General features: G+C 51.5%; 12 protein-coding genes. 1 reads left to right on the top strand and 11 read right to left on the bottom strand.

The window, feature by feature from the left end; translation table 11 throughout:
* Positions 1-1,099 precede the first annotated feature (1,099 nt).
* Positions 1,100-1,294, top strand: a complete 195-nt coding sequence (locus J0A68_RS23190) for a type II toxin-antitoxin system RelE/ParE family toxin (protein ID WP_369075006.1) — start codon at positions 1,100-1,102, stop codon at positions 1,292-1,294.
* A 485-nt stretch (positions 1,295-1,779) separates the two neighbouring features.
* Here J0A68_RS23190 and J0A68_RS20455 read toward each other — a convergent pair whose 3' ends face one another.
* From J0A68_RS20455 to J0A68_RS20505, 11 genes are all read right to left on the bottom strand, one after another.
* Positions 1,780-2,640, bottom strand: coding sequence for an SDR family oxidoreductase (locus J0A68_RS20455; RefSeq protein ID WP_236025692.1), 861 nt, complete (start codon positions 2,638-2,640; stop codon positions 1,780-1,782).
* 95 nt (positions 2,641-2,735) lie between these two features.
* A complete protein-coding gene (locus J0A68_RS20460; RefSeq protein ID WP_206580115.1) occupies positions 2,736-3,332 on the bottom strand; it encodes a Crp/Fnr family transcriptional regulator in 597 nt (198 codons plus the stop codon).
* A 224-nt stretch (positions 3,333-3,556) separates the two neighbouring features.
* On the bottom strand, positions 3,557-5,266 hold the full coding sequence (locus J0A68_RS20465) for a RagB/SusD family nutrient uptake outer membrane protein (protein WP_206580116.1): 1,710 nt from the start codon (positions 5,264-5,266) through the stop codon (positions 3,557-3,559).
* 13 nt (positions 5,267-5,279) lie between these two features.
* Positions 5,280-8,435, bottom strand: a complete 3,156-nt coding sequence (locus J0A68_RS20470; protein WP_236025693.1) for a SusC/RagA family TonB-linked outer membrane protein — start codon at positions 8,433-8,435, stop codon at positions 5,280-5,282.
* 569 nt (positions 8,436-9,004) lie between these two features.
* Complete coding sequence (locus tag J0A68_RS20475; protein WP_236025694.1) at positions 9,005-11,107, bottom strand: glycoside hydrolase; 2,103 nt, start codon at positions 11,105-11,107, stop codon at positions 9,005-9,007.
* A gap of 78 nt (positions 11,108-11,185) precedes the next feature.
* Positions 11,186-12,625 carry a sulfatase family protein gene (locus J0A68_RS20480; RefSeq protein WP_206580117.1) on the bottom strand — a complete coding sequence of 480 codons (1,440 nt, stop codon included), beginning with the start codon at positions 12,623-12,625 and terminating at the stop codon, positions 11,186-11,188.
* Positions 12,626-12,637: 12 nt separating this feature from the next.
* On the bottom strand, positions 12,638-14,632 hold the full coding sequence (locus tag J0A68_RS20485; protein WP_206580118.1) for a glycoside hydrolase family 127 protein: 1,995 nt from the start codon (positions 14,630-14,632) through the stop codon (positions 12,638-12,640).
* Positions 14,633-14,638: 6 nt separating this feature from the next.
* Complete coding sequence (locus J0A68_RS20490; protein ID WP_206580119.1) at positions 14,639-16,204, bottom strand: MFS transporter; 1,566 nt, start codon at positions 16,202-16,204, stop codon at positions 14,639-14,641.
* Positions 16,205-16,244: 40 nt separating this feature from the next.
* Positions 16,245-17,939, bottom strand: a complete 1,695-nt coding sequence (locus tag J0A68_RS20495) for a sulfatase (RefSeq protein ID WP_206580120.1) — start codon at positions 17,937-17,939, stop codon at positions 16,245-16,247.
* Positions 17,940-18,146: 207 nt separating this feature from the next.
* On the bottom strand, positions 18,147-18,797 hold the full coding sequence (locus J0A68_RS20500) for a bifunctional 4-hydroxy-2-oxoglutarate aldolase/2-dehydro-3-deoxy-phosphogluconate aldolase (protein ID WP_206580121.1): 651 nt from the start codon (positions 18,795-18,797) through the stop codon (positions 18,147-18,149).
* Positions 18,766-19,737: a 2-dehydro-3-deoxygalactonokinase gene (locus J0A68_RS20505; protein WP_206580122.1), complete on the bottom strand. Its 972-nt coding sequence runs from the start codon at positions 19,735-19,737 to the stop codon at positions 18,766-18,768. Before J0A68_RS20505 ends, J0A68_RS20500 begins: the two co-directional genes overlap by 32 nt.

Here is a 19,737-nt window from a genome sequence, read left to right on the forward strand (position 1 = left end):
CCACATTCCCACACTTCTTGAAAATCTAAATAGGGATTTTCAGGTGTGGAAATATGGAAAACTCACGCCCTTCCTGTATACTTGACCTCAAACCATTCCTGTCCTAAAGATTGGGGAATGCTCATTTCGAATTTGTTTTCACATCTGTCAACATCTAAAAAGTACAAATTTCCAATCCATGCCCTTCAAAAATTATACGACAAATCAGTCTTGAAAGGGGGACAAATTTGAGTCATTCGGGACTGGTTTGAATCGATTTGAATTAACCACCTGCATTAAAGGCCCTATAAAACACATAAAGTTGACCGTAAAACAATAAACTAATTGATTAGCATATGGGACAGGCCCTTAAAAAAAACTGGTTTACAGCAACTTATATCTAAGGGAGGTCAAATAGGGGGGCAGGTTCATTTTGCATCCACAATTCAAAATCTTTTTGAATCAAATCATTTTAAACCTCGTCAAATATGACTTAAAACGTTCTGAACACATATTTTTTGGACTTGGATTTTGAATGACCTTTTTTCTTTTTGATGTTAGACCTGTAAACCAACCTATATTCTGAAAGGTGAAAATTCAAAAATGGACCTTTGAATTTCCTGCAAATTCGAAGGTTGTAGAATTTTCCAGATTTGGATTCCTTTGAATGTTTCAGCCTCGTACAATTCGTACGATACGAGGGGTACGAGACGTACGAAGCGTACGATTCTTGAAATCCTGAATGCCTGAATCAACGCCTCTTACAAAACGGTGTATATTTACACCGAAATTACACAGCCATGGCATGTCAAACTATAACCGTAACAGAACCGAATGATCGCTGGTTAAAACAGAAAATCGAAGAAAATGAATAGGCCAGTAAAAGTGAGTTGATCAATGATTTGATTCGCCGCCAGCGAGAACAGGAATCAGGTCGGATCTGGTTAAGAAATGAACTGATCAAAGGAGAGGAAAGTGGTCTTTCTACCAAGACAATGGCTGAAATATTAGAGGAAGCCAAAAGGCGGGCAAAATAAGACCAATGAGATTCGCACTTAGTCTCCGAGCAGAAGAATACCTAATTCGAATATTCTAGTATGGTTTGGAAACGTTCGGCGCATTGCAAGCCGAGCAATACTTCAGCTCTCTGGAAAAAACCTTTGAGAGGATTGCTCAAAATCCTGAGATGTACCCTCTAGCAAACGATATCAGAACTGGCTACCGCTTCTGTGTTCCTAGCTCACACACCATCTACTTTGCCCCAGACGAGCAGGTTAACATCATCCGGATAGTTGGGAAACAGAAATTCCCTTAGAAAACCGCAAATGGATTTGAATCCCATTTCACACGCCTACGGTTCTAGAGGATCGAACTCCTTGATTGACTCTAAAATCAAAAATCTCTTCAAAAAAAGAAGAGGCCAATCGACCTCTTCCCTATTTCATTTTTTAGATACCTGATGACTTCTTGTCCTGGAATAAAGCCAAGAGCTCGTAGACACAAGGAATTACGATCAGACCGGGCAGGGTTGGCGAAATCAAACCACCCAAAATCACCACCGCCATTGGGCTTTGGATTCGTTTCAGGGCTCTCCGCCTTTCCACACAAAAAAGGTCAAGCCGCCTGAAAATCCGCGACTTCAAGGCTTCGTTAGCTACTTTGATATCTTCCTTTAAATCTAAATAACTGGATTACACCGCCGGCCTACCTTCCGCCTAATCGGCAAGTGGCCTGACCAAAAAAGCAAAGGGCTATCGAATTCAAAACCCGGTAGCCCCAGCTTGGGCGAGAATCTATTTACTACAGGAAAGATTCGGTGATCGTTTGTACCAATTTGGTTCCGTCAGGATCTGCTTGGGTCTTCAAATGGCAAAAATCCTCGGCCCAAGATGACGTTCGCACTCGCATGGGAGGGTTTTCGGATTGCGCAACGTCCAAGATCACCTCGGCCACCTGCAGTCCAGTCTGGTAAACTTGGGCCGCATCCTCTGAGGCCCTCTGCTGATTTGCCGCGAGGTATTTCTCAAAAATCGGCAAATATTCGCCAGACGCTAACTGCCCATCCACCACGGTCTTTCCTATCGCCGAAGTCATAAATTCAGTAGAAATCCCGCCTGGTTCGATATTGGATATCTTGATGTTGAATGCCTTCGAAACGTAGGCCGCCAGGCCTTCTGCAAATCCTTCGACGGCAAACTTTGCTCCGCAATAGAGCTCATTGAAGGGCTGGCCTACCAGGCCACCCACGGAGGTCACGTTGATAATCTGTCCAGATCGCTGGGCCCTCATGTAGGGCAAGACGGTTTGGGTGCAGAATACGACGCCGAGATAGTTCACCTCGGTCACCCAACGGATTTCGTCTTCGCTCGCCTGCTCCGTTGTTTTGGCGAATCCCGCCCCCGCATTGTTGATCAGCAGGTCGATTCTACCGTCTTTTTCGATCACTGTTTCCACGGCATTTTTGATCGACTGGAGGCTCGTCACGTCCAGTTCGAGGATCTCAATATCCAAAGCCTCTTTCTGGATTTTCTCCCTAAGGGCCTCTGACTTGTCCAGGTTTCGCATCGATGCATAGACCTTGAAGTTGTTTTTGGCAAACAGGATAGCCGCTTCAAAGCCGACTCCCGTGGATGTTCCAGTGATGATGACGTTCTTTTTCATATTCATGGTATGGTTTATCCGTTTTGGGACAAAGGTCTCCCAAGAGCGGCGTCACACACTTGCCAAATGACAAGAACAACACGAAGCTTGGACTTCTATTTTGTGGCAAGGGCTTTCCTGATCCTACTCAGGGAAAAGGGAGTCATCCCCAGATAGGAGGCGATGTGATTCAATGCCACTCGCTGGGCGATCGTCGGGTAGACATTTAAAAAATTCAAATAAGCGCTCTGCGCGTCGACATTGATTAGGTTTCGCTGGAACGTGGTCTTACGAAGCAGTACATCATTGACGACCTTCTGGATCGTCGATTCCCATTGGGGGATTTCCTTGCAAAAAATATCCCATGCGCCTCTGGAAATCACAATGACCTCGCAGTCAACCTCCGCCTGTATGCTTCCGGCGCTGGGAGAAAACTCGAAGAAACTAGTCACATTGCCGACAAACTCGTTTTCCGCCATGAAATGCGCCGTGACCTCGTTTCCTTGTGCATCGTAGAAAAAATAGCGAAAAACCCCCGATATGGTAAATCCAACCTCGGTGCACCGTTGCCCGCTATTGACAAAAAACTCCTTGGATCCATACCTCCTGACCTCTACATACCTGTGGATCAGGCTAATATCCCCGGGAGAAAAATCATGACGTTTTTTCAAGAACCCAGTCAGCTTCTCCTTGGTTGTTTCTTTCGTTGACATCAGGGTCGAATTCGGTTTTCTAGTTGTTGGCTAGTACAAAGGTTACCAATCCCAGCCAAAAGTAAAAGCCGCACCTTTGCCTTTCCAAGCTCTTGGCCCGCTGATTGTCTCGCCTGACTTTGGCCAAGACCGCAGCCCATAGCCGAGCCATGGCGATACAAAAAAACCGGGACTTTCGCCCCGGCTTTCCAATTAATTAACCCAATCGTAGCATCTGTTTAAATCTAGTAGCCATAGTTCTGTAGTATTCCGGTCTTTTCCACTTCGCTGAGCGGTATGGGCAGATAGTAGTTTGCCACGACAAAAGACCTGTTTTCGATTTGCACCTTGGTCATGACCAGCCTCCCGGTCTTGTCGAGGTTCCCGTTGGCATCCACTCGCTTCCACTGCACGCCCTGGATATCTTCTGCGATCTTGTCCGCATCCATCCAGCGGCGCAGGTCAAAGAAACGGTGGCCTTCATAAGCCAGCTCCATCTGTCGCTCGTATTTGATGTCTTCCAACAAAGCCTGTCCGCTGCTTTGGATGGCTGGCAAGCCTACCCGTTGGGCTACCATACTCACGTATTTGCGGGCTTCCTCCTCGTTGCCCAGGTGAAACTGCGCCTCTGCGTAGTTCAGGTAGATTTCCGGAAGTCGGGCCAGTGGATAGGGCCTTCTCGGAGACTGTTCCACGTCGATGGTGATGGACTCGTCCAGAAATTTCCTGAGATTGTAGCCGGTGGCGGCATAGTGTATCTGTCCTGGCGCCTCTTTGGCATCTGCTCCGCCGGGGGAAGAATAGTCCAGAAGTCCACCCCGGAAATCAGCCCCTTGGAAGTTGATGTTGGCGTACATCCTCAGCTCCCGGTTTGCATAGATGGCATTTTCGTCATAGCCGCTACCAGGCTCGTTTACCCGCTTGCCATTGGCCATCTTGAAGTCCATCACGAAATTGTGCGTGGGATTGCTGAGTCCCCATCCCCCCGAGCTGTGCGGGGATTGGGCCTTATCCGGCAGTGTGTTGAAGTCGTTTGGCGTGTTAGGAAACTCCGGGCTGTACGGCCTGCCGAGGATCAGCTCGCTGTTGGGCTTCAGGAACATGTCCTGATAGTCTTTTGGAGAGGATACCGGCACCAGGGAATAGGCATTGGCATCAATCAGCTCTTTCGCAGCATCCGCAGCATCCTGCCATTTGGTCGGTTTGGTGTAGTCATACAGCGGGCCATTGGGGACAGTCGCCGGGTCATGGAGCTCACTGGCCGCATACAGCAGCACGCGGGACTTCAGTGCCATGCAGGCTCCTTTGGATACACGACCAAATTCCGGCCCGGTTCTGGTCATTTTTGAATCAGGCAAAAGAGCAATGGCATCATTGAGATCCTTCACGATGAAGTCCACACAGTCCTCGTAGGAGCTACGCGGCACCACAAAATCATCCCCAAGCTGAAAAGGCTTGTCAATGAGCGGCACGCCCCCATGGAAATTGATGAGCTTGGCATAAGCGTTGGCACGCAGGTACAGCATCTCAGCCTTGAGGATTGCCACCTCCTCAGGATTGCTCTTCGCTACTGGAGCATCTTCGATGTCCACCAAAAACTGGTTGACCACGCCTACAAAGCTGTAGTAGCTCGCCCATTTGTTCCGGAAAAAGCCGAGGTTGTTTGGAGCGATGAGAGCTCTGGTGATGAGGAAATTCTGGGGTACAAAGTGAAACCAGGCTTCGTCGGAAGCATTCTCGATGTTGATCCGACGGGTCCACCAGTCGGCAAAGTTCATCCCCCAGTTTTCGGTACTGTTGTAGGCGTAGAACACGTATCGCTCGGTCAGCTCGATGTTGCTGTAGATATCCACGTCGGAATAGGCGTTTCCGGGCTTGGTGTCCAGGACGTCCATACATCCGTTGCTGACCAGGGAGGTCAGGACAAACAGGATCGCAAGTTTTATTTTTTTCATCTTGAATGGTGTCTTAAAGTTGAATATTCGCCCCGATCGTATAGGTCTTGAGCGGCCCATACAGTCCAGCTTCAAAATTGTAGTAGCGGCTCATCTCCGGATCAAAGCCTTTTAGGTCTTTCATGTGGTCAAAAGTCAGCAGGTTTGACCCTCTCACATACACCCTCACCCTGGCAAACTTCATCAGGTTTTCCGGCACATTGTAGGCAATCTCCATGTCCTTGAGCCGGACAAAGGAGGCATTGCGTATCCAAACATTGGACAGTCGGGAATTGTAGGTATCATTCAGCCCGAAGGCGCGCGGGTAAGCCGCGTCGGTGTTTTCGGGAGTCCAGCGCTGCTCGAAGAGGAATGCTGGCCTGTTGCCCTCATTGTCATACCTTACCTCGATCTCGGCTTCACCCTGACCTTGGAGCAGCACGTTTAGCTCAAAGTTCTTGTACATCAACGCCCCCGACAAGCCGTACTGGAGTCTCGGAACCGGAGAGGTATATTTCCGGATTTGGTCAGCGCCGGTGATCTTGCCATCGCCATCGGTATCCACATACTTGACGTCCCCGGGCACTGTACCCGGGATCTTTGCCACGGTCTGATCTACTTCTTCTTGGGTTTTGAAAAGCCCATCTGAAGGATAGATCACAAAAGAGTTCATCGGATGGCCTTCCTGTTTTCTGTATTCCGGTACGTTTGCCGCCTCGTCCATGTACACGATCTTGTTTTCAGCCATGGTGAAGTTGCCCCCCACTCGGTAAGTCAATTCTCCTTTGGTGTTGGTGTAGTTCAGCTCAGCCTCGTACCCAAAGCTGTTGACGATGCCCAGGTTTTCCTGCGGAAGCTGCAAGGCTGCGTAGTCAGGAATGGACGCGTTTCGCTGGATGAGGATGTTGGAGCGCTTCTGGAAAAAGTAATTGAAATCCCCCGACAGCTTGTCCCCAAACATGGCGAAGCTCACCCCGATGTTTTTCGAATCGGCGGTCTCCCAAGTGATGTCGGGATTGGGCACGTTGCTGTTGTAGAAGGCGTTGTATTGCGTCGGAATCTCCCCAAAGAAGTAAAAATTCTGAATCTGCCCGTTGTAGCCCCCGTAGCGGTACTGTCTCAGGTATTGGAAGCCCGGCACACGGTCATTTCCCATCTTGGCCCACGAGGCCCGCAGTTTCAAAAACGACATCCACTCCTGTGACCCGGCCATGAAGTCTTCCTCGGAAAGCACCCAGCCTGCCGATACCCCCGGGAACAAGCCAAACTGCTTGTCCGGCGCGAATACACTGGATCCGTCATACCTCAGGGTAAAATCCAGCAGGTATTTCTTTCGATAGTCGTAGGACACTGAGCCGAAATAGTTGAGACGGCCATACTCTGACTCCACGCCCGTACTGCTCTGTCCTTCCTGTCCCCCGGCAAACAAGGACGGGTGCTCAGCTGAGATCAAGTCCCTTTTGTAAGCCGAAAAGGAGGAGCTGTGGCCCGACATCTGCTCGAAGGCTACGAAGCCTTTGATCGAGTGCCGGTCAAACGTGCGGTCGTAGTTGATCTGCACGCTGTAATATTGGTCGTCCGTCTTGTCGTGGGAGTCGGTCAAGCTCAGGAAATCCCCCGTGTTGAAATTAAAGCCGCGGAAAGGAATATATTGCCCCGTCGCCTGGTCGTAGTCATACACCGTCCAGGTGTCGTTGAACTCCTTGCCCTTGTTGTTGCTCAGGATGTATCTGGCAATGGCTTTTGCGGAAAGACCCTTGGTCACCTTGTCCAGGTTGAGAGCCATGAAGAACCTTCCCCGTAGCTCGTTGTAGACCGACTCGTTGAATCCAGAGGCAGCGCTGGCCATCACGGCGGGATTGGCGCCATTTTCCGCGCCTAGGCCATAGAGACCGTTAGGATACTGCCCCACGCGCGTAGGCAAGTTGACTTGTAGCTGCTTGTGGATGAAGCCTGCATCCACTCCGGGCTGGGTTCTTTTGTCGTTGGTGCCGTATAGATCCGCTCCAAAGGACAGCATGTCGCTGATGGTGATGTCCAGGTTGGAGCGGATTTGGTATTGCTTGAAGTTCAGGTCGCCTGATTCAAACAAGCCTCCCTGGTTAAACTGGTTGCCGCTGACGAAGTAGCGGACATTCTTTGCCGCGCCGGATATCGACAGACTGTTTCTGGTTTCAAAGGAGTAGTCCCGCATCGTCAGGTCATACCAGTCCGTGTTGGGATAGTTGATGGGATCGTTGTTGGCGGCGTACTTGGCGATCTCTTCCTGGCTGAATTCCGCCGGGTTGCCATTTCGCTCATTGACCTCGTTTTTGTAGATGGCGTATTGCTCCGAGTTCATCATCTGTGGCACTCTGGTGAAGGCGCCCCATTGGTTAGAGGTGGTGAAGTTTACCACCGCTTTGCCTTCCTTGCCACGCTTGGTGGTCACCAGGATGACCCCGTTGGCAGCCCTAGCACCATAGATCGCAGCCGCGGCATCTTTCAGCACGGTGATGCTCTCAATATCGCCTGGCGCCAAAAAGGAGAAATTGGCAGTCGGCACCCCATCCAGGATAATCAATGGCGCATTGTTGTTGAGCGTAGATGTACCCCGAATCAGAAAGGTGGTCTGGTCTGTGCCTGGATAGCCCCCACGGTCGGCCACGATGAGGCCAGGGACCTTGCCCGCCAGGGACTTACTGAGGTTGCTGGTGGAAGAGCGCGCGATGTCGTCGGAATTGACCGTGCTCACCGAGCCCGTGAGCTCTCCGCGGGTACGGGTACCGTAGCCTACCACGACCACCTCGTCCAGTTCGGAATCGTCCAATGCCAGCAGGGCATTGACCACCGCACTCTCCCCCACTGGGATCTCTAGCGTCTTGTACCCGATGAAAGAGAACACCAACACCGCATCGTCCGCCACGGTCAGCTGATACTCCCCATCCGCACCGGTGACGGTTCCGTTGGTAGTGCCTTTTTCGAGAACCGTCGCCCCGGGCATTCCCTGGCCCGTCTCGTCGGAGACTACTCCTTTGACTTGTTTCTGTTGGTACGTTCCAGCAGGCGTGACACCTGACTCAGTGTCGAGCGGCTGGGCTTGTGCTATTGGGTGGAGTGCCGCCCCCAGGAGAAAAACCATTCCGATTTTTGCATAGAGGAGCCGTCCACCGAAAAGCCCCTGAGGCTTTCCGAGGTAAAACCAATTCATATTAGTACGTTTAAGTGGATAGAATTTTTATGTTTCCCATTGCGGGAAAGAGCTAGTCGCCATCGGTCTGATGGTCTTGGAAGGCAAGGCGAAAACCGCTCGCCCGGCTTGCGTCAGCGCAAATCCTCTAGAGTTGGAGTTGTTTCATAGGTGACTTGATTTTGGGTTTGTTTTAGCTTATTGACTTCTTTTTGATCGAATTCCCCGGGAAAAACAGCATACTTTCCAGTGTCATTCTATGGTATAAATTACCCCAATTTCCCTCTGCAATCATTCGTCTCATTTACCCCCGACTTACACAATTTTACCCCTCTTTTATCTTCCTCCGTCCAGGAGCCTTTTGGCACAACCGAGGCGACTAAGGCCAACACGAATATTCAAACAGCTGTTTTTCAGACAAATGAAAAACTTTCGCTTCTCCATATCCAAAAATAGGCCCATTCAGCCACCGACATCACGATGAAACCAGCGGGTAAAATCTATCTAGTCCAAGCCAGCCTAAAACAACAAAAAAGCGGCTTGGGAGTTCGCCCAAGCCGCCTGTGGAGTCAAGCGAACTTTTACAGTATTCAGTTCATCGTCAGAGACAGCTGAAAGCCTCCTTTTTTCACCGATCCGTCAGCCAGCTTGACCAGATAGCCGTAGCCTGGAATGGACGTTCCATCGTTTGTTTTTTGGGCTACTGGCCCCAGATTGACCGTCACTTCCGTGCCGGTGGAGAAACGGCTCCTCTGGAGTTTGAAGTCGGCACTCAGGTACTCGTGGGACTCCAGCTCCGCATAGAAGGTCTCCCGGTGAACCGGGCTCACCAGGCTGTTGGACATCTTCAGCATTTCCTTCATCCCGTCAAATTCGTAAGGGGAAAAGAAAATGGCCGACCCAATCCCGAAAAGCATACTCTGGAGAGACTTGATGCGGTAGTCGCCATTTGCGGTGACCTCGTTGTTAGGATCTTGGATTTTCCCAAAGTTGGCGATGGCATCATGGTACACCAAGCTAAATAGCGGAGCAGGGTGCGAGATCTCTGCCAGAGGAGCATCTTCCAGATACACCAAACCTTCAAACATGTCGAAGTAGGGAATCCACTGCTCCTGCCCATGCTCGGTACCCATCACCAGGTTAAGCGAGCGAAGGTACTCTGCCAGTCGGCGAATTCCCTCGCTGCCTTTTTCCGGATAGACCGCAAAGGAAATATCCGTGATATCCGCCTCCAGGTCGAGTGCGGCTATTTCCTTTTCCAAATTGGCACTGGCCAGGGAACGGAGCTTGTCCGTATCCACCCTCGCCCAACGGCCGTTGGTAGCCTGGAGCTTGCCCTTTTCGTCTTTCTGCATCAGGCCGATATTGATGTTCGGGTCGTTTTCCAAGACTGGTGAATAGGCATGGTAGGAAGAGTAGAGCCAGTTGTATTTTTTGGTGAGATCGACTGCTTCACGGAGGACTTTTGTGCCTCCGAGATCCTCATTGATGGGCCAGCAGACTGGAGGAAAATTGGAAAACACCCCCCAAGCATGTACAAAGGCATTTTGCACGCCCAGCTCGTCATGGGTGGTCTGGATGATCTGCTTGAGTTCCTCGAAAGTAAACTGCATGCCGGGCATGTTTACGTAGTGGGGATAGCCCCCGTAGATACCCATGTAGATGGCACCGGGAAGTTTGTTTACGTTGGGATTAGCCGCAGCCTTATCTTTCAGGGACACAAAAAATCCTTTTCTCTTGGCTTCTTCCCGATAGGTTTTGGCCATGTCCACATAGTCTCCACCGGGGATGAAGCGGTAGGACATTTTCATCACGGCATTTTCTTTCTTCAGATTCCATACGGGATCAAGAAATACTCTCCGCTGGTAAGTGGACATCTTACCCTCGGGGGTGAAGAGGTACTGGCCGTTGTTGTTGATATTGTAAAACATGTCCGGGCGGGAAGCCTCGTCTAGGATCACCATCACGGCGGACTTTTCATTGTAGGTCCCCCACCAAGGCATGCTCAGTCCGGTGCCATTGTTGAAAAGCTGCAGTGTGCCGATGGATTTGTTGTTGTAGGTGGCGTCGTCCCACTTGCAGAAGCGCCCCCCGTTCATCGGGAAGATATAGGAAGGACTGATCACCCCCTGCTTTTGGGGAATGACCGCCGCGCCGCGATCCACGTCGGTCTCCAAGCTAAAATGCCGCGCTGGATACCGAAGGTCTGCCAAAGCGTAGTCTCCTGAAACCAAGTCCTCAATGGAAATATCCAAACCTTTGTTTTCGGGATTGAGGCTAAGTTTTACCCCGATTTTGATCCCTTCGGCTACCGACTGGTCTTCCATCAGCGGATCGATAAACTCGATCTTGACCACGCCCTCAGATTCCTCCAGCACCTGAATGGTTTTGCTTTGGGAAAGGTTGGCCGTTTGTTTCTTGCCCTCCAAGTCCTCAAAAGTCAGGATGCCAGCAGCATTCTGCCAAGGGTCTGGGGTCCAGGACTGACCTGATTTTTTCTCCAAAACAGTGAAATTACCCGATTTGGGATCGATATCCACTTTGATCACTTCATTTTCTAGGGAAAGTGATTTTTCCATCTTGGCTTCCACCGTCCAAGGGGAAGGATGGGCCTGTGTGGTACAGGCATAGATCCCCCATGACCCCAGCGCAATCCCCGCCCACAAAAGGGCCATTCGCGAAACATTCTTCATTTTTCTATGATTTTTCAGATTTGATTAATGATTTACGGGAGCTTCTCCTTCGGAAAAAAATCCCAATTCAGGCCTTGCCTACTTGATTTGAAAAGTACCGTTGAAGCTTCCCATGTTTTTTGATTTCCAAATTTCCCCAAGCTCCAAGGGCATAAACCACTGAGGCTCGGCATGGCCTTGACTCCAGTTTTCGGCTTCCTTCACCATCTCCCTCAGCTTTTCGGGATACAAGTGCCCGACGTCGTACACCTCGCTCCTGTCCAGGGTGATGTTGAAAAGCTGCCACTTGTCGCCGGACTTCAGCACCTTCCAGTCGTCCTTTCTCGCACCCACGTCAGTATAGCCTTCCCAGTGCCGCAAAACATAAATCATGTCGTTCGCATGCGGGTTTTGATTGGCCAAGAGGCCCTCCCAGACATCTTTCCCATCGATCTTTTTGCCAGATGGCATGCTTGCTCCGGCCAGCTTGGCAAAGGTCGGGTAGAAGTCAATCGCCGAAACCGGGTAGTCAAAGAGCTGGCCTTGGGGCACTTTCCCCGGCCAGTGAAAAAACATCGGCACGCGATAGCCTCCCTCATGGGTGCTTCCCTTCCCCTCCTGCAGGGGAAAATTGGTCGCTCCATGCTCCAAATTGCCACCGTTGTCACTCAGGAAGACGATCAAGGTGTTTTCAAATTCCCCAGTCTCCTTCAGCGTCGCGACCAAGTCCTTCACTCCTCGGTCCACTGCGTAGACCATCGCGGCGTACGTTCTCCTATTCTTGTCAGCAATGGAAGAAAACAGCTTCAAATCTTCTTCCTTGGCCTCCAAGGGCACATGCGGAGCATTATAGGCCAAATAGAGAAAGAAGGGTTTGTCCTTTTTCGCCGCTTCCTTTACAAATCGGGAAGCATAGTTGGAAAGTGCGTCGGTGAGGTATTCTTTGGGATGTACGTCAACCCCGTTGTGCTCCAGAGGAGTCAGATAGTCCCAGATGACTTTGGTTCCTTTTTGCTTTTCGGCCGCATATCTGGCTTCGTATTGCTCCGGATGGTAGTTATGTCCCCCGCCCAAAAAGCCATAGAAATCGTTGAAACCACGCTGATTGGGATGGAATTCAGAATTGGCGCCCAAGTGCCACTTGCCGACGATCCCGGTATAGTAGCCGGATTCTTGCAAGACTTTGCTGATGAAGGTCTCCTCAAGCGGAATCCCCTTACCGATGGTTTCACTGTTTGGAGGAAGGTTAAACTGGGCTCCGTATTCATGGGGATACCGGCCAGTCATCATGGCTGCCCTACTTGGCCCACAAAATGGATGGGCCACATATCCGGAAGTGACAATGGTGCCATTTCGCGCCAGCTGGTCCAAAGCCGGAGTCAGGATATCCTTCGAGCCATTGAAGCCGACGTCCGAATAGCCAAGGTCATCGCAGAGGATGACCACGATGTTAGGCCGCTTGTCCTGTCCGAAGGCAGACGCCGCAAACAGCAGCAGGCAGAGGCTAAGCATTTGAAATTTGATTCTGAAGTGTTTCATGGTTTTTTGTTGTTATCGATTGCTCCAAACCACCGGTAGGAAGACTGACATTTCTGCCTGCCCTCTGTTGCTCCACGCATAGTAAGGCACCAGCCGGGACTCGATGGACTCAAACTCGGGCCGGCTTACTTTCCCATAGAGCTTGGTTTGGTTGTTTTTTCGCAGTAAAAGCGTGCCCTTCAGCGTGCCTATCCCTCCCAATAGTCCGGGCTCAAACTCCGCCCTCCAGGGACTGTTCCCGTCCAGATACACATCCAAAATAGACGTGCCCTCCGGCAGATCAGGGGATTCCACGCAATAGACGATCGGACCCCGTTTGAGAGCCAGGTGGTTTCTCACCTCCTCGACTCTTGGATGCCCTTCGACCAGGCTGACTTCCATGGGAAAATTGAGAAAAACCCTATCCCCGGGTTTCCACCTTCTATTGATCACAAGGTAGTTTCCGGGCAGGGGGGATTCATGCCAAGGTTCACCGTTGATGGTCAGCGTAGCTTCCTCTGCCCAATCGGGAATCCGGAAGTGGATGTCAAACACTTCCTCCCGACATTTTTCCAGGGTCACCTGCACGGCTCCTTCCCATGGGTATTGGGTCTCTTGCTCCAGTATGATCACCGAACCGTCCGTCAGCGTGGATTCCAGCCTGCTCCCTCCATACAGATTGACTGCCAAGCCATTTTCCGTCAAGCTATAGGCCCAGTTGGAAAGATTGGAAATCATCCTTACCAGGTTGGGCGGACAGCAAAAACAGGAAAGATACGGCTCGCGATGGGGTGTTTCCGTGGCGTTTTCATGGCTATGGTAGTCCCGGGTGTGATTGACCATGCGAAGGGGATTGGAGTAGAAATAATCCTTGCCCGAGTGCCCGATTCCTGACAAGCCGCTGTTGAACATCACCAATTCGATGATGTCGGCATATTTGGATTTGCCGTGTATGCCCATCATCCGGTAGCTGAACATGGCATTGCAGAGATTCGCACAGGTCTCGTTGTAGGCAGTTAGGTTTGGCAACATATAGGCGTCGATAAACCCCTCCTCGATCATGTCACGATTGGTGGATGCGCCGTAGTGGGCCTGACCGACTGCTCCGGTCACATACATCTTTTGCTGGGTGATATTGTCCCATAGCCTGTCTAGGGCATCCAACAGCGCCTTTTCCCCCGTCTCGGCAAATACATCGGCCGCCCCGGCGTAGTAATACAAAGCCAGCACCGCATGGCCGACAGCCTCCGTGGATTCCCGCAGGGGAACCCGCTCCTGCACCATGTCACCGATGGGATACCCTTCCGTGGTGGAATGGTGCACTACGGCATATTTGCCCCTGTTGTTGATGAACTTCTCGGCGAGCTTGAGATACTTCTTCTCCAAGGTCACCCGGTACAGCTCCACCAATCCCATGATCTGGGTTTGGTTAAATCCGAACCTTCCAAAATGTTTGGACTCCGGCAGGAAAAGCACACACAGCAACTCCGCCTGTTTGATCGCCAACTCGAGAAAATTACGCTTCCCTGTCACCCGATAGTGGACACAGGCACTGATCAAGAGGTGGCCGGTGTTGTACATTTCATGGTACTTGCGGTTTTCGTAGCGATCCACCTCAGGTCTCAGTTGGATCTGTGTCTGGATGTACCCATCAGGTTCTTGGGCCTTTCCGATGATCCGTATGTATTCGTCCAGCTCCTCCAGCAGTTGCGGATCTTGCGTCACCGCATAGACATGGCATATCGCCTCCATAAATTTATAGAAGTCCCCGTCATGCCAGTACATCCCTTGGTGATCTCCGGCTTTTTCCCCCGCGGCGATCTTGAAATTGTTCAGCGCATGGCCAATCTCACCGCAGAGCACCTCCCCCATATAGGGCACCATCACTTGGCAGGCTTTTTCAAACTGGTCCGACCAGAATCCATCCGTCCATCGACTATGCCCCAGCGGGATGTTTTTCCATCGAAGGAATCGGCCCTGGTCAGGCGTTTGAGAAGTTTTTAAGTGGTTTGTTGCTACTGTTTGCATGTTTGGTCAGATGGTTACCAGTTTGCGTTCGATGTCTTCCAGGCTCAGGTTTTTGGTTTCCCTCAGGGTGGATCTGAGGATCCAAAAGCCCACCAGCACGATGGCTCCATAGCAAAGGAAAGTGGCCGTGGCGCCGGTCTCGGCCAGTTGCCAGGGGAAAAACTGCTGAACCAAATAGCTGGTAAAACTGGAAATAAGGGTGAAAAGCGGAATAGCCACCCCCCGGATGGCAATCGGGAAAATCTCCGAAAACAACACCCACATGATCGGCCCCACGGAAAAATGGAACGCGGCGATGAAGCTCAATATTCCCGCAAAAATCAGTGCTCCGTCCAATACGGCTGCCTTTTGCAGCAAAAGTGCCTCATGGGTCTTGGCAGATTCCCTGCCTAGGATTTCACCCACCGCTTCCTTAAAAGAAAGGTCATCCTGAAACTCGACTCCGGCCAATCCGCCCAAAGCAGTGGCATTGGGAATGTCAGCCATCTCGGCCAAGGCCTCGGAAGTGAGCAGATATCGAGCTGAGTGGAAGCCGTAGGCGCACACACAGAGGCTGAGAAAAATCCAAAAAAGACCTCCCAGCACCATCAGCCTCCTTCCAAATCTATCGATGAGCACCAAGGCGACCATCGTAAACACCACGCTGACTACCCCAAACCAAATCGCTTGGGAAAAGGCCGCATCGGCACCAAAACCCAACTGCTCGATGATGGTGGGCGCGTAAAACATGATTGCATTGATCCCGGTAGCCTGCTGCACGATAGCCATGGTGAGTGCGATAGTCAGCACCAGACGCATGGGCTTGCCGAAAATCTGACCGACTTGCAGCGAGACAGAGGGACTGCTTCCGCTCCGGGCCAGGCTGCTCTTCATTTCCGCTAGCTGGGCATCCACTTCTGCCTCAGGGTAGATGTTTTGCAGGGACTGCCTAGCCTGCGCCTCCATCCCCCGGTTTAAAAGCCAAGCGGGACTTCTGGGAATGAAAAACAAGAGGACAAGCCAGGCCAAGGCAGGTAGCACCTCCACGCCCAGCATCCATCTCCAGGGATACTCGTCCAAATGCAGCAGCGTCACCCATGAGCCTCCAGTCTCGGCCCAGAAGACGATGAGATAATTCAGAAAATAGGCCGCTGAGAGTCCCAAGACGATGTTGATCTGGATCATGGCAACGAGCTTTCCCCTCCACTGTGGCGGAGAGATCTCGCCGATATACATGGAAGCCAGCGAAATAGAACTGAAAGCCAGTCCACCGACAAACCTGGCGATGACCAACATAAGGAAAGAGGGTGCAAAGGCAGATGCGATGGCCGAAACCAAATAAAGGACGGCGACGATTTGGAGGGTGGTCTTTCTCCCATACCGGGTACAGCTGATCCCGGCCAATGGCAAGGCGAACAACACCCCCAAAACAGGCGCACTGACCGCAGCTCCCAGTTGAAGATCTGTCAAGGCGAACTCCACCAGGATAAACTTGACGGTACCCGAAATGACGGCTGCGTCCAGACCGAAGATAAATCCTCCGATCGCGACTATGGTCGAATAGAAGTAGGCGTTTCGCTTGTATGGGTTCATGATGGGTTTATTTCCAGGATTCTCGTGATCCGAGGCTTGGTCAGTTCAGGGTTCGATTCAGTTGGGAGAGCATTTTTTTGACGACCTTGGGATGCTGTTTTGCCACGTTTTTGGTCTCAGAGCCGTCGTTGAGGTGATCGTACAGCTCCACATAGAGAGGCTCCTTGTCGGGATACCTTCGGTCTTTCCAAACCACCAGCCGATATCGCCCATCCCGCATCGCATATCCCATGAGATGGTTTTCGAATAGATCCCGATCCCATTTCTCCTTTTGTTGGGCGATGATCCGTTCCTCCACTTCCTCGATCAGCGGGCCGAAATAGGTTTCCCGCATTCCCTGCGAAAGGGGATTGGCCGCCCACTCCCGCAAAGCAGGGGTCGGAAACTGGCTATAGGCCGCTTTTCCAAGGTGTTTCGCCGGCTTTTTGATCAGAGAAACCAGGCTTTTCCCCTCCAAATGTCCAGGCTGGCTCAAGCCAGCCAAGTCCGCTAGCGTAGGATACAGGTCTATCAGCTCCACCAAAGCATCGGACTGCTTTCCACGGCTTTGGGCTGGCATATCAGGAGTCCAAAGAATAAGAGGTACACGCGTGGCTATCTCGTAGTTGGTGGCTTTCCCCCAGATTCCCATTTCGCCCAAATGCCAGCCATGGTCACTCCATACCACAATGATCGTGTTGTCCAGTTGGCCATTTTCCCTGAGCGAAGAGATGACTTTGCCGATCTGCGCGTCCACATAGCTAACACTGGCGAGGTAGGCATGCTTCAGGGTGATGGCCAAAGAATCGGGAATGGGGCCTTCCTTGGGAATGCCATAGCGCACCCTCAGCTCAAAAGATGGGTGAATTCCCATTTCGGCGCCGTCCTGCGGAGCCTGGGTCTGGGAAGTCAAACGGATCTTCTCACGCTCATACAGATCCCAGTATTTCTTCGGTACAGCCCAGTTGAGATGGGGACGGTAATACCCCAAACCCAAAAAGAAAGGCTTGTCGCTGTTTTCCTTTAGATCCTTCAGGGTTGCAAGGGCCAACTCGGTATTGAAGCCGTCTTCATAAGTGTGGTCAGGGACATCGGCACTTTCGAAGGCGGGCCCATTTCCAAGGCCTTTCTTAGCCGCATCGCCATACTTGGCCTCCATTTCTGACTTGTATTTTCGGAAAGTTTCCTGATTCTCTCGCAAAGCATAGCCACCTACCAAACGGGCCTCTTTCATAGGGACCAAGTCGCTAGCGGCTCGCCTGCTCCAGGACAGTTCGGGATCATTGTACTCGCCATGGTAGATCTTGCCGATGTTGACGGTTTCGTAGCCGTTGTTTTTGAAATGCTGGGGAAGCGTGACGATATCCGGGTTGAGATCCCTGAAATAGGTGTAATTTTCGATCACGCCTATGGATTCCGGCCTGGCACCGGTCATCACACTGGCCCGTGAGGGACTACAGATCGCCTGCTGGCAATAGGCGCGGGTGAAAAGCAGCCCTCCTGCCGCCAGAGAATCCAGGTTTGGTGTGATGGCTATCTCCGAACCGTAAGCCCCCAGCTCCGGTCTGAGGTCGTCGATGGCGATGAACAATATATTGGGTTGGTTTTGGGCAGAAGCCTGCCCCAGGCAAAGCGTCAAAAAAAACAAGAAAATCACCAGCCTCGCGAAAGCGCTTCCAGCAGGCTTTGTGCCGTTGATTTCTTCCGAAAAACTGCTTCCGGCGAAAGGGCCGGTAAAACGCTCCGTGATCTTCATCAGGAAATTATTTTGGGTTTGAAATCCAGAGAAAAGCGGAAACAGCACTCCCGATTCCTCCAGTTACTTTTACAAAAAAGCCCCAAAAATCGATTTTCCTGTTTGTGGATTTTACCTCCGAATTACACTATTTTACCTTATTGCCCGGCACAAAAAAGGCCCAGGATATTCCCGGGCCCTTGATCCTTATAAAACCTATTTTCAAGCCTACTTTTTACAAAAATCCTTTATTGCTGCCTTGATTGCCACAAAATGCTCCTTGAGCTTTTCAAACTCCCCCTTCTGGATCAACTGGCTGTCAAACAAAGAGCCGCCCATTCCTACTCCCACAGCACCTGCCTCGAAAAATGCTCGGATCGTGTGGATATCGACTCCTCCGGTCGGAAGCAGCCTAACTTGGTCAAGCGGTGCCAATACGTCCTTGATGAAAGAAGGCCCAAGCTGGGTGGCGGGGAAAACCTTCACGGCCGGAGCACCAGCCGACCAGGCTTGGTATATTTCCGTGGGAGTGTAGGCGCCGGGAAAAATCGGGATCTCCAAATCCACACACTTGCGGATGACGGCCACATCGACGATGGGCGTGACGATAAACTGTGCCCCCGCGGCTAAAGCCTGATCGAGATCCCGCTCTGAGCAGACGGTTCCGGCCCCTATATTCAGTTGGGAAAACTCCTGCCCCAAGTCCCGGATGAGCTCGCAGGCCGCGTCCGTATTCATCGTGACTTCCAAAGTCGTGAATCCGGCCTCCAAATAGGCTTTGGCGATCCTCCTCACGTCCTGAAAACCCATTCCCCTGATGATCCCTACCACCGGGGTTTCGTGGAATTTATCCCATGAAAATCGATTCGCCTCTTTCATATAGCTGCATTAGTTTTCTTTGTCCCTTGAGCATGGCCAGTTCGAGGGCCTTTCCATCCAACAAGATCGTGCGCGCTCTGCCGACCAGCAATCCCAAGGCTTCGGAATAAAACTGGAACAGCGGATCTGCCGCCGCCATCAGGATTTTCCCGTCCCAATCCCTGAGATGCATCAGCTCATCCCCGATCAGAATCCCGCTAAGATAGTGGTAGTTCAAATCTTTGGAGGTATGGCCCAGTACGTCTTTGGCCCTCACGGTGAAAAGTGAACTCGCCAGCCCTTGTCCGAAGCCGACTTGCACTCCTTGCCGAAACGCCGCAAGCGCTTGCCCGGTCAAAGGGCCCTTCTCCACGGACAGCTTCAAGATACTGTGATGGCTCAGTAGGCTGAACAGCTCCCCAGTCATGTACGTTTTGAAACCGGTGAAACTTCCCGCTTCGAAGTGGATGTGCTTGCTATGCGTCCCTGGGAGAATCACCTGGGCACTGCGCAGGCCCGCCAGCTCGTCCTCCAGCCCAATCGCCTGGATTTCCTCTCCCCTCATCACTCCTTGCGGGCTTTTCACCCCCGAAATCAGCAATAGGTCTAATCCGGAATCCGTGGCTAAAAAGTCCGCCACGATATTTCCACCTGAAAGGGAAAAAGGAAGTGCCGCATAGGGAAGCTCTTTCAAGCCCAAGGAAGAAGAAGCCATCCCCGCAGCTACCACACGATAGTCGGCTGGCTTGATCCCCATGAGCCCCAGCTGTCTCAGGAGATAGTCCAGAAAAAAATCCTGTCTCTCAAGCCGATTTTGGGACATAAACGCGTCGTTCAAGTCCTTGATCCCCATCGGGGTCTGGTGCTGGGCAAGCACTTCCAACGAGCTCCCATCCACCAATCTCAGCCTGAAATTGGTGGTGCCCCAGTCGCAGCTGACGAATCTTTCTGTAGTAGCCAT

The organism is Algoriphagus oliviformis (assembly GCF_017254915.1).
In the GTDB taxonomy this organism is placed as follows: domain Bacteria; phylum Bacteroidota; class Bacteroidia; order Cytophagales; family Cyclobacteriaceae; genus Algoriphagus; species Algoriphagus oliviformis.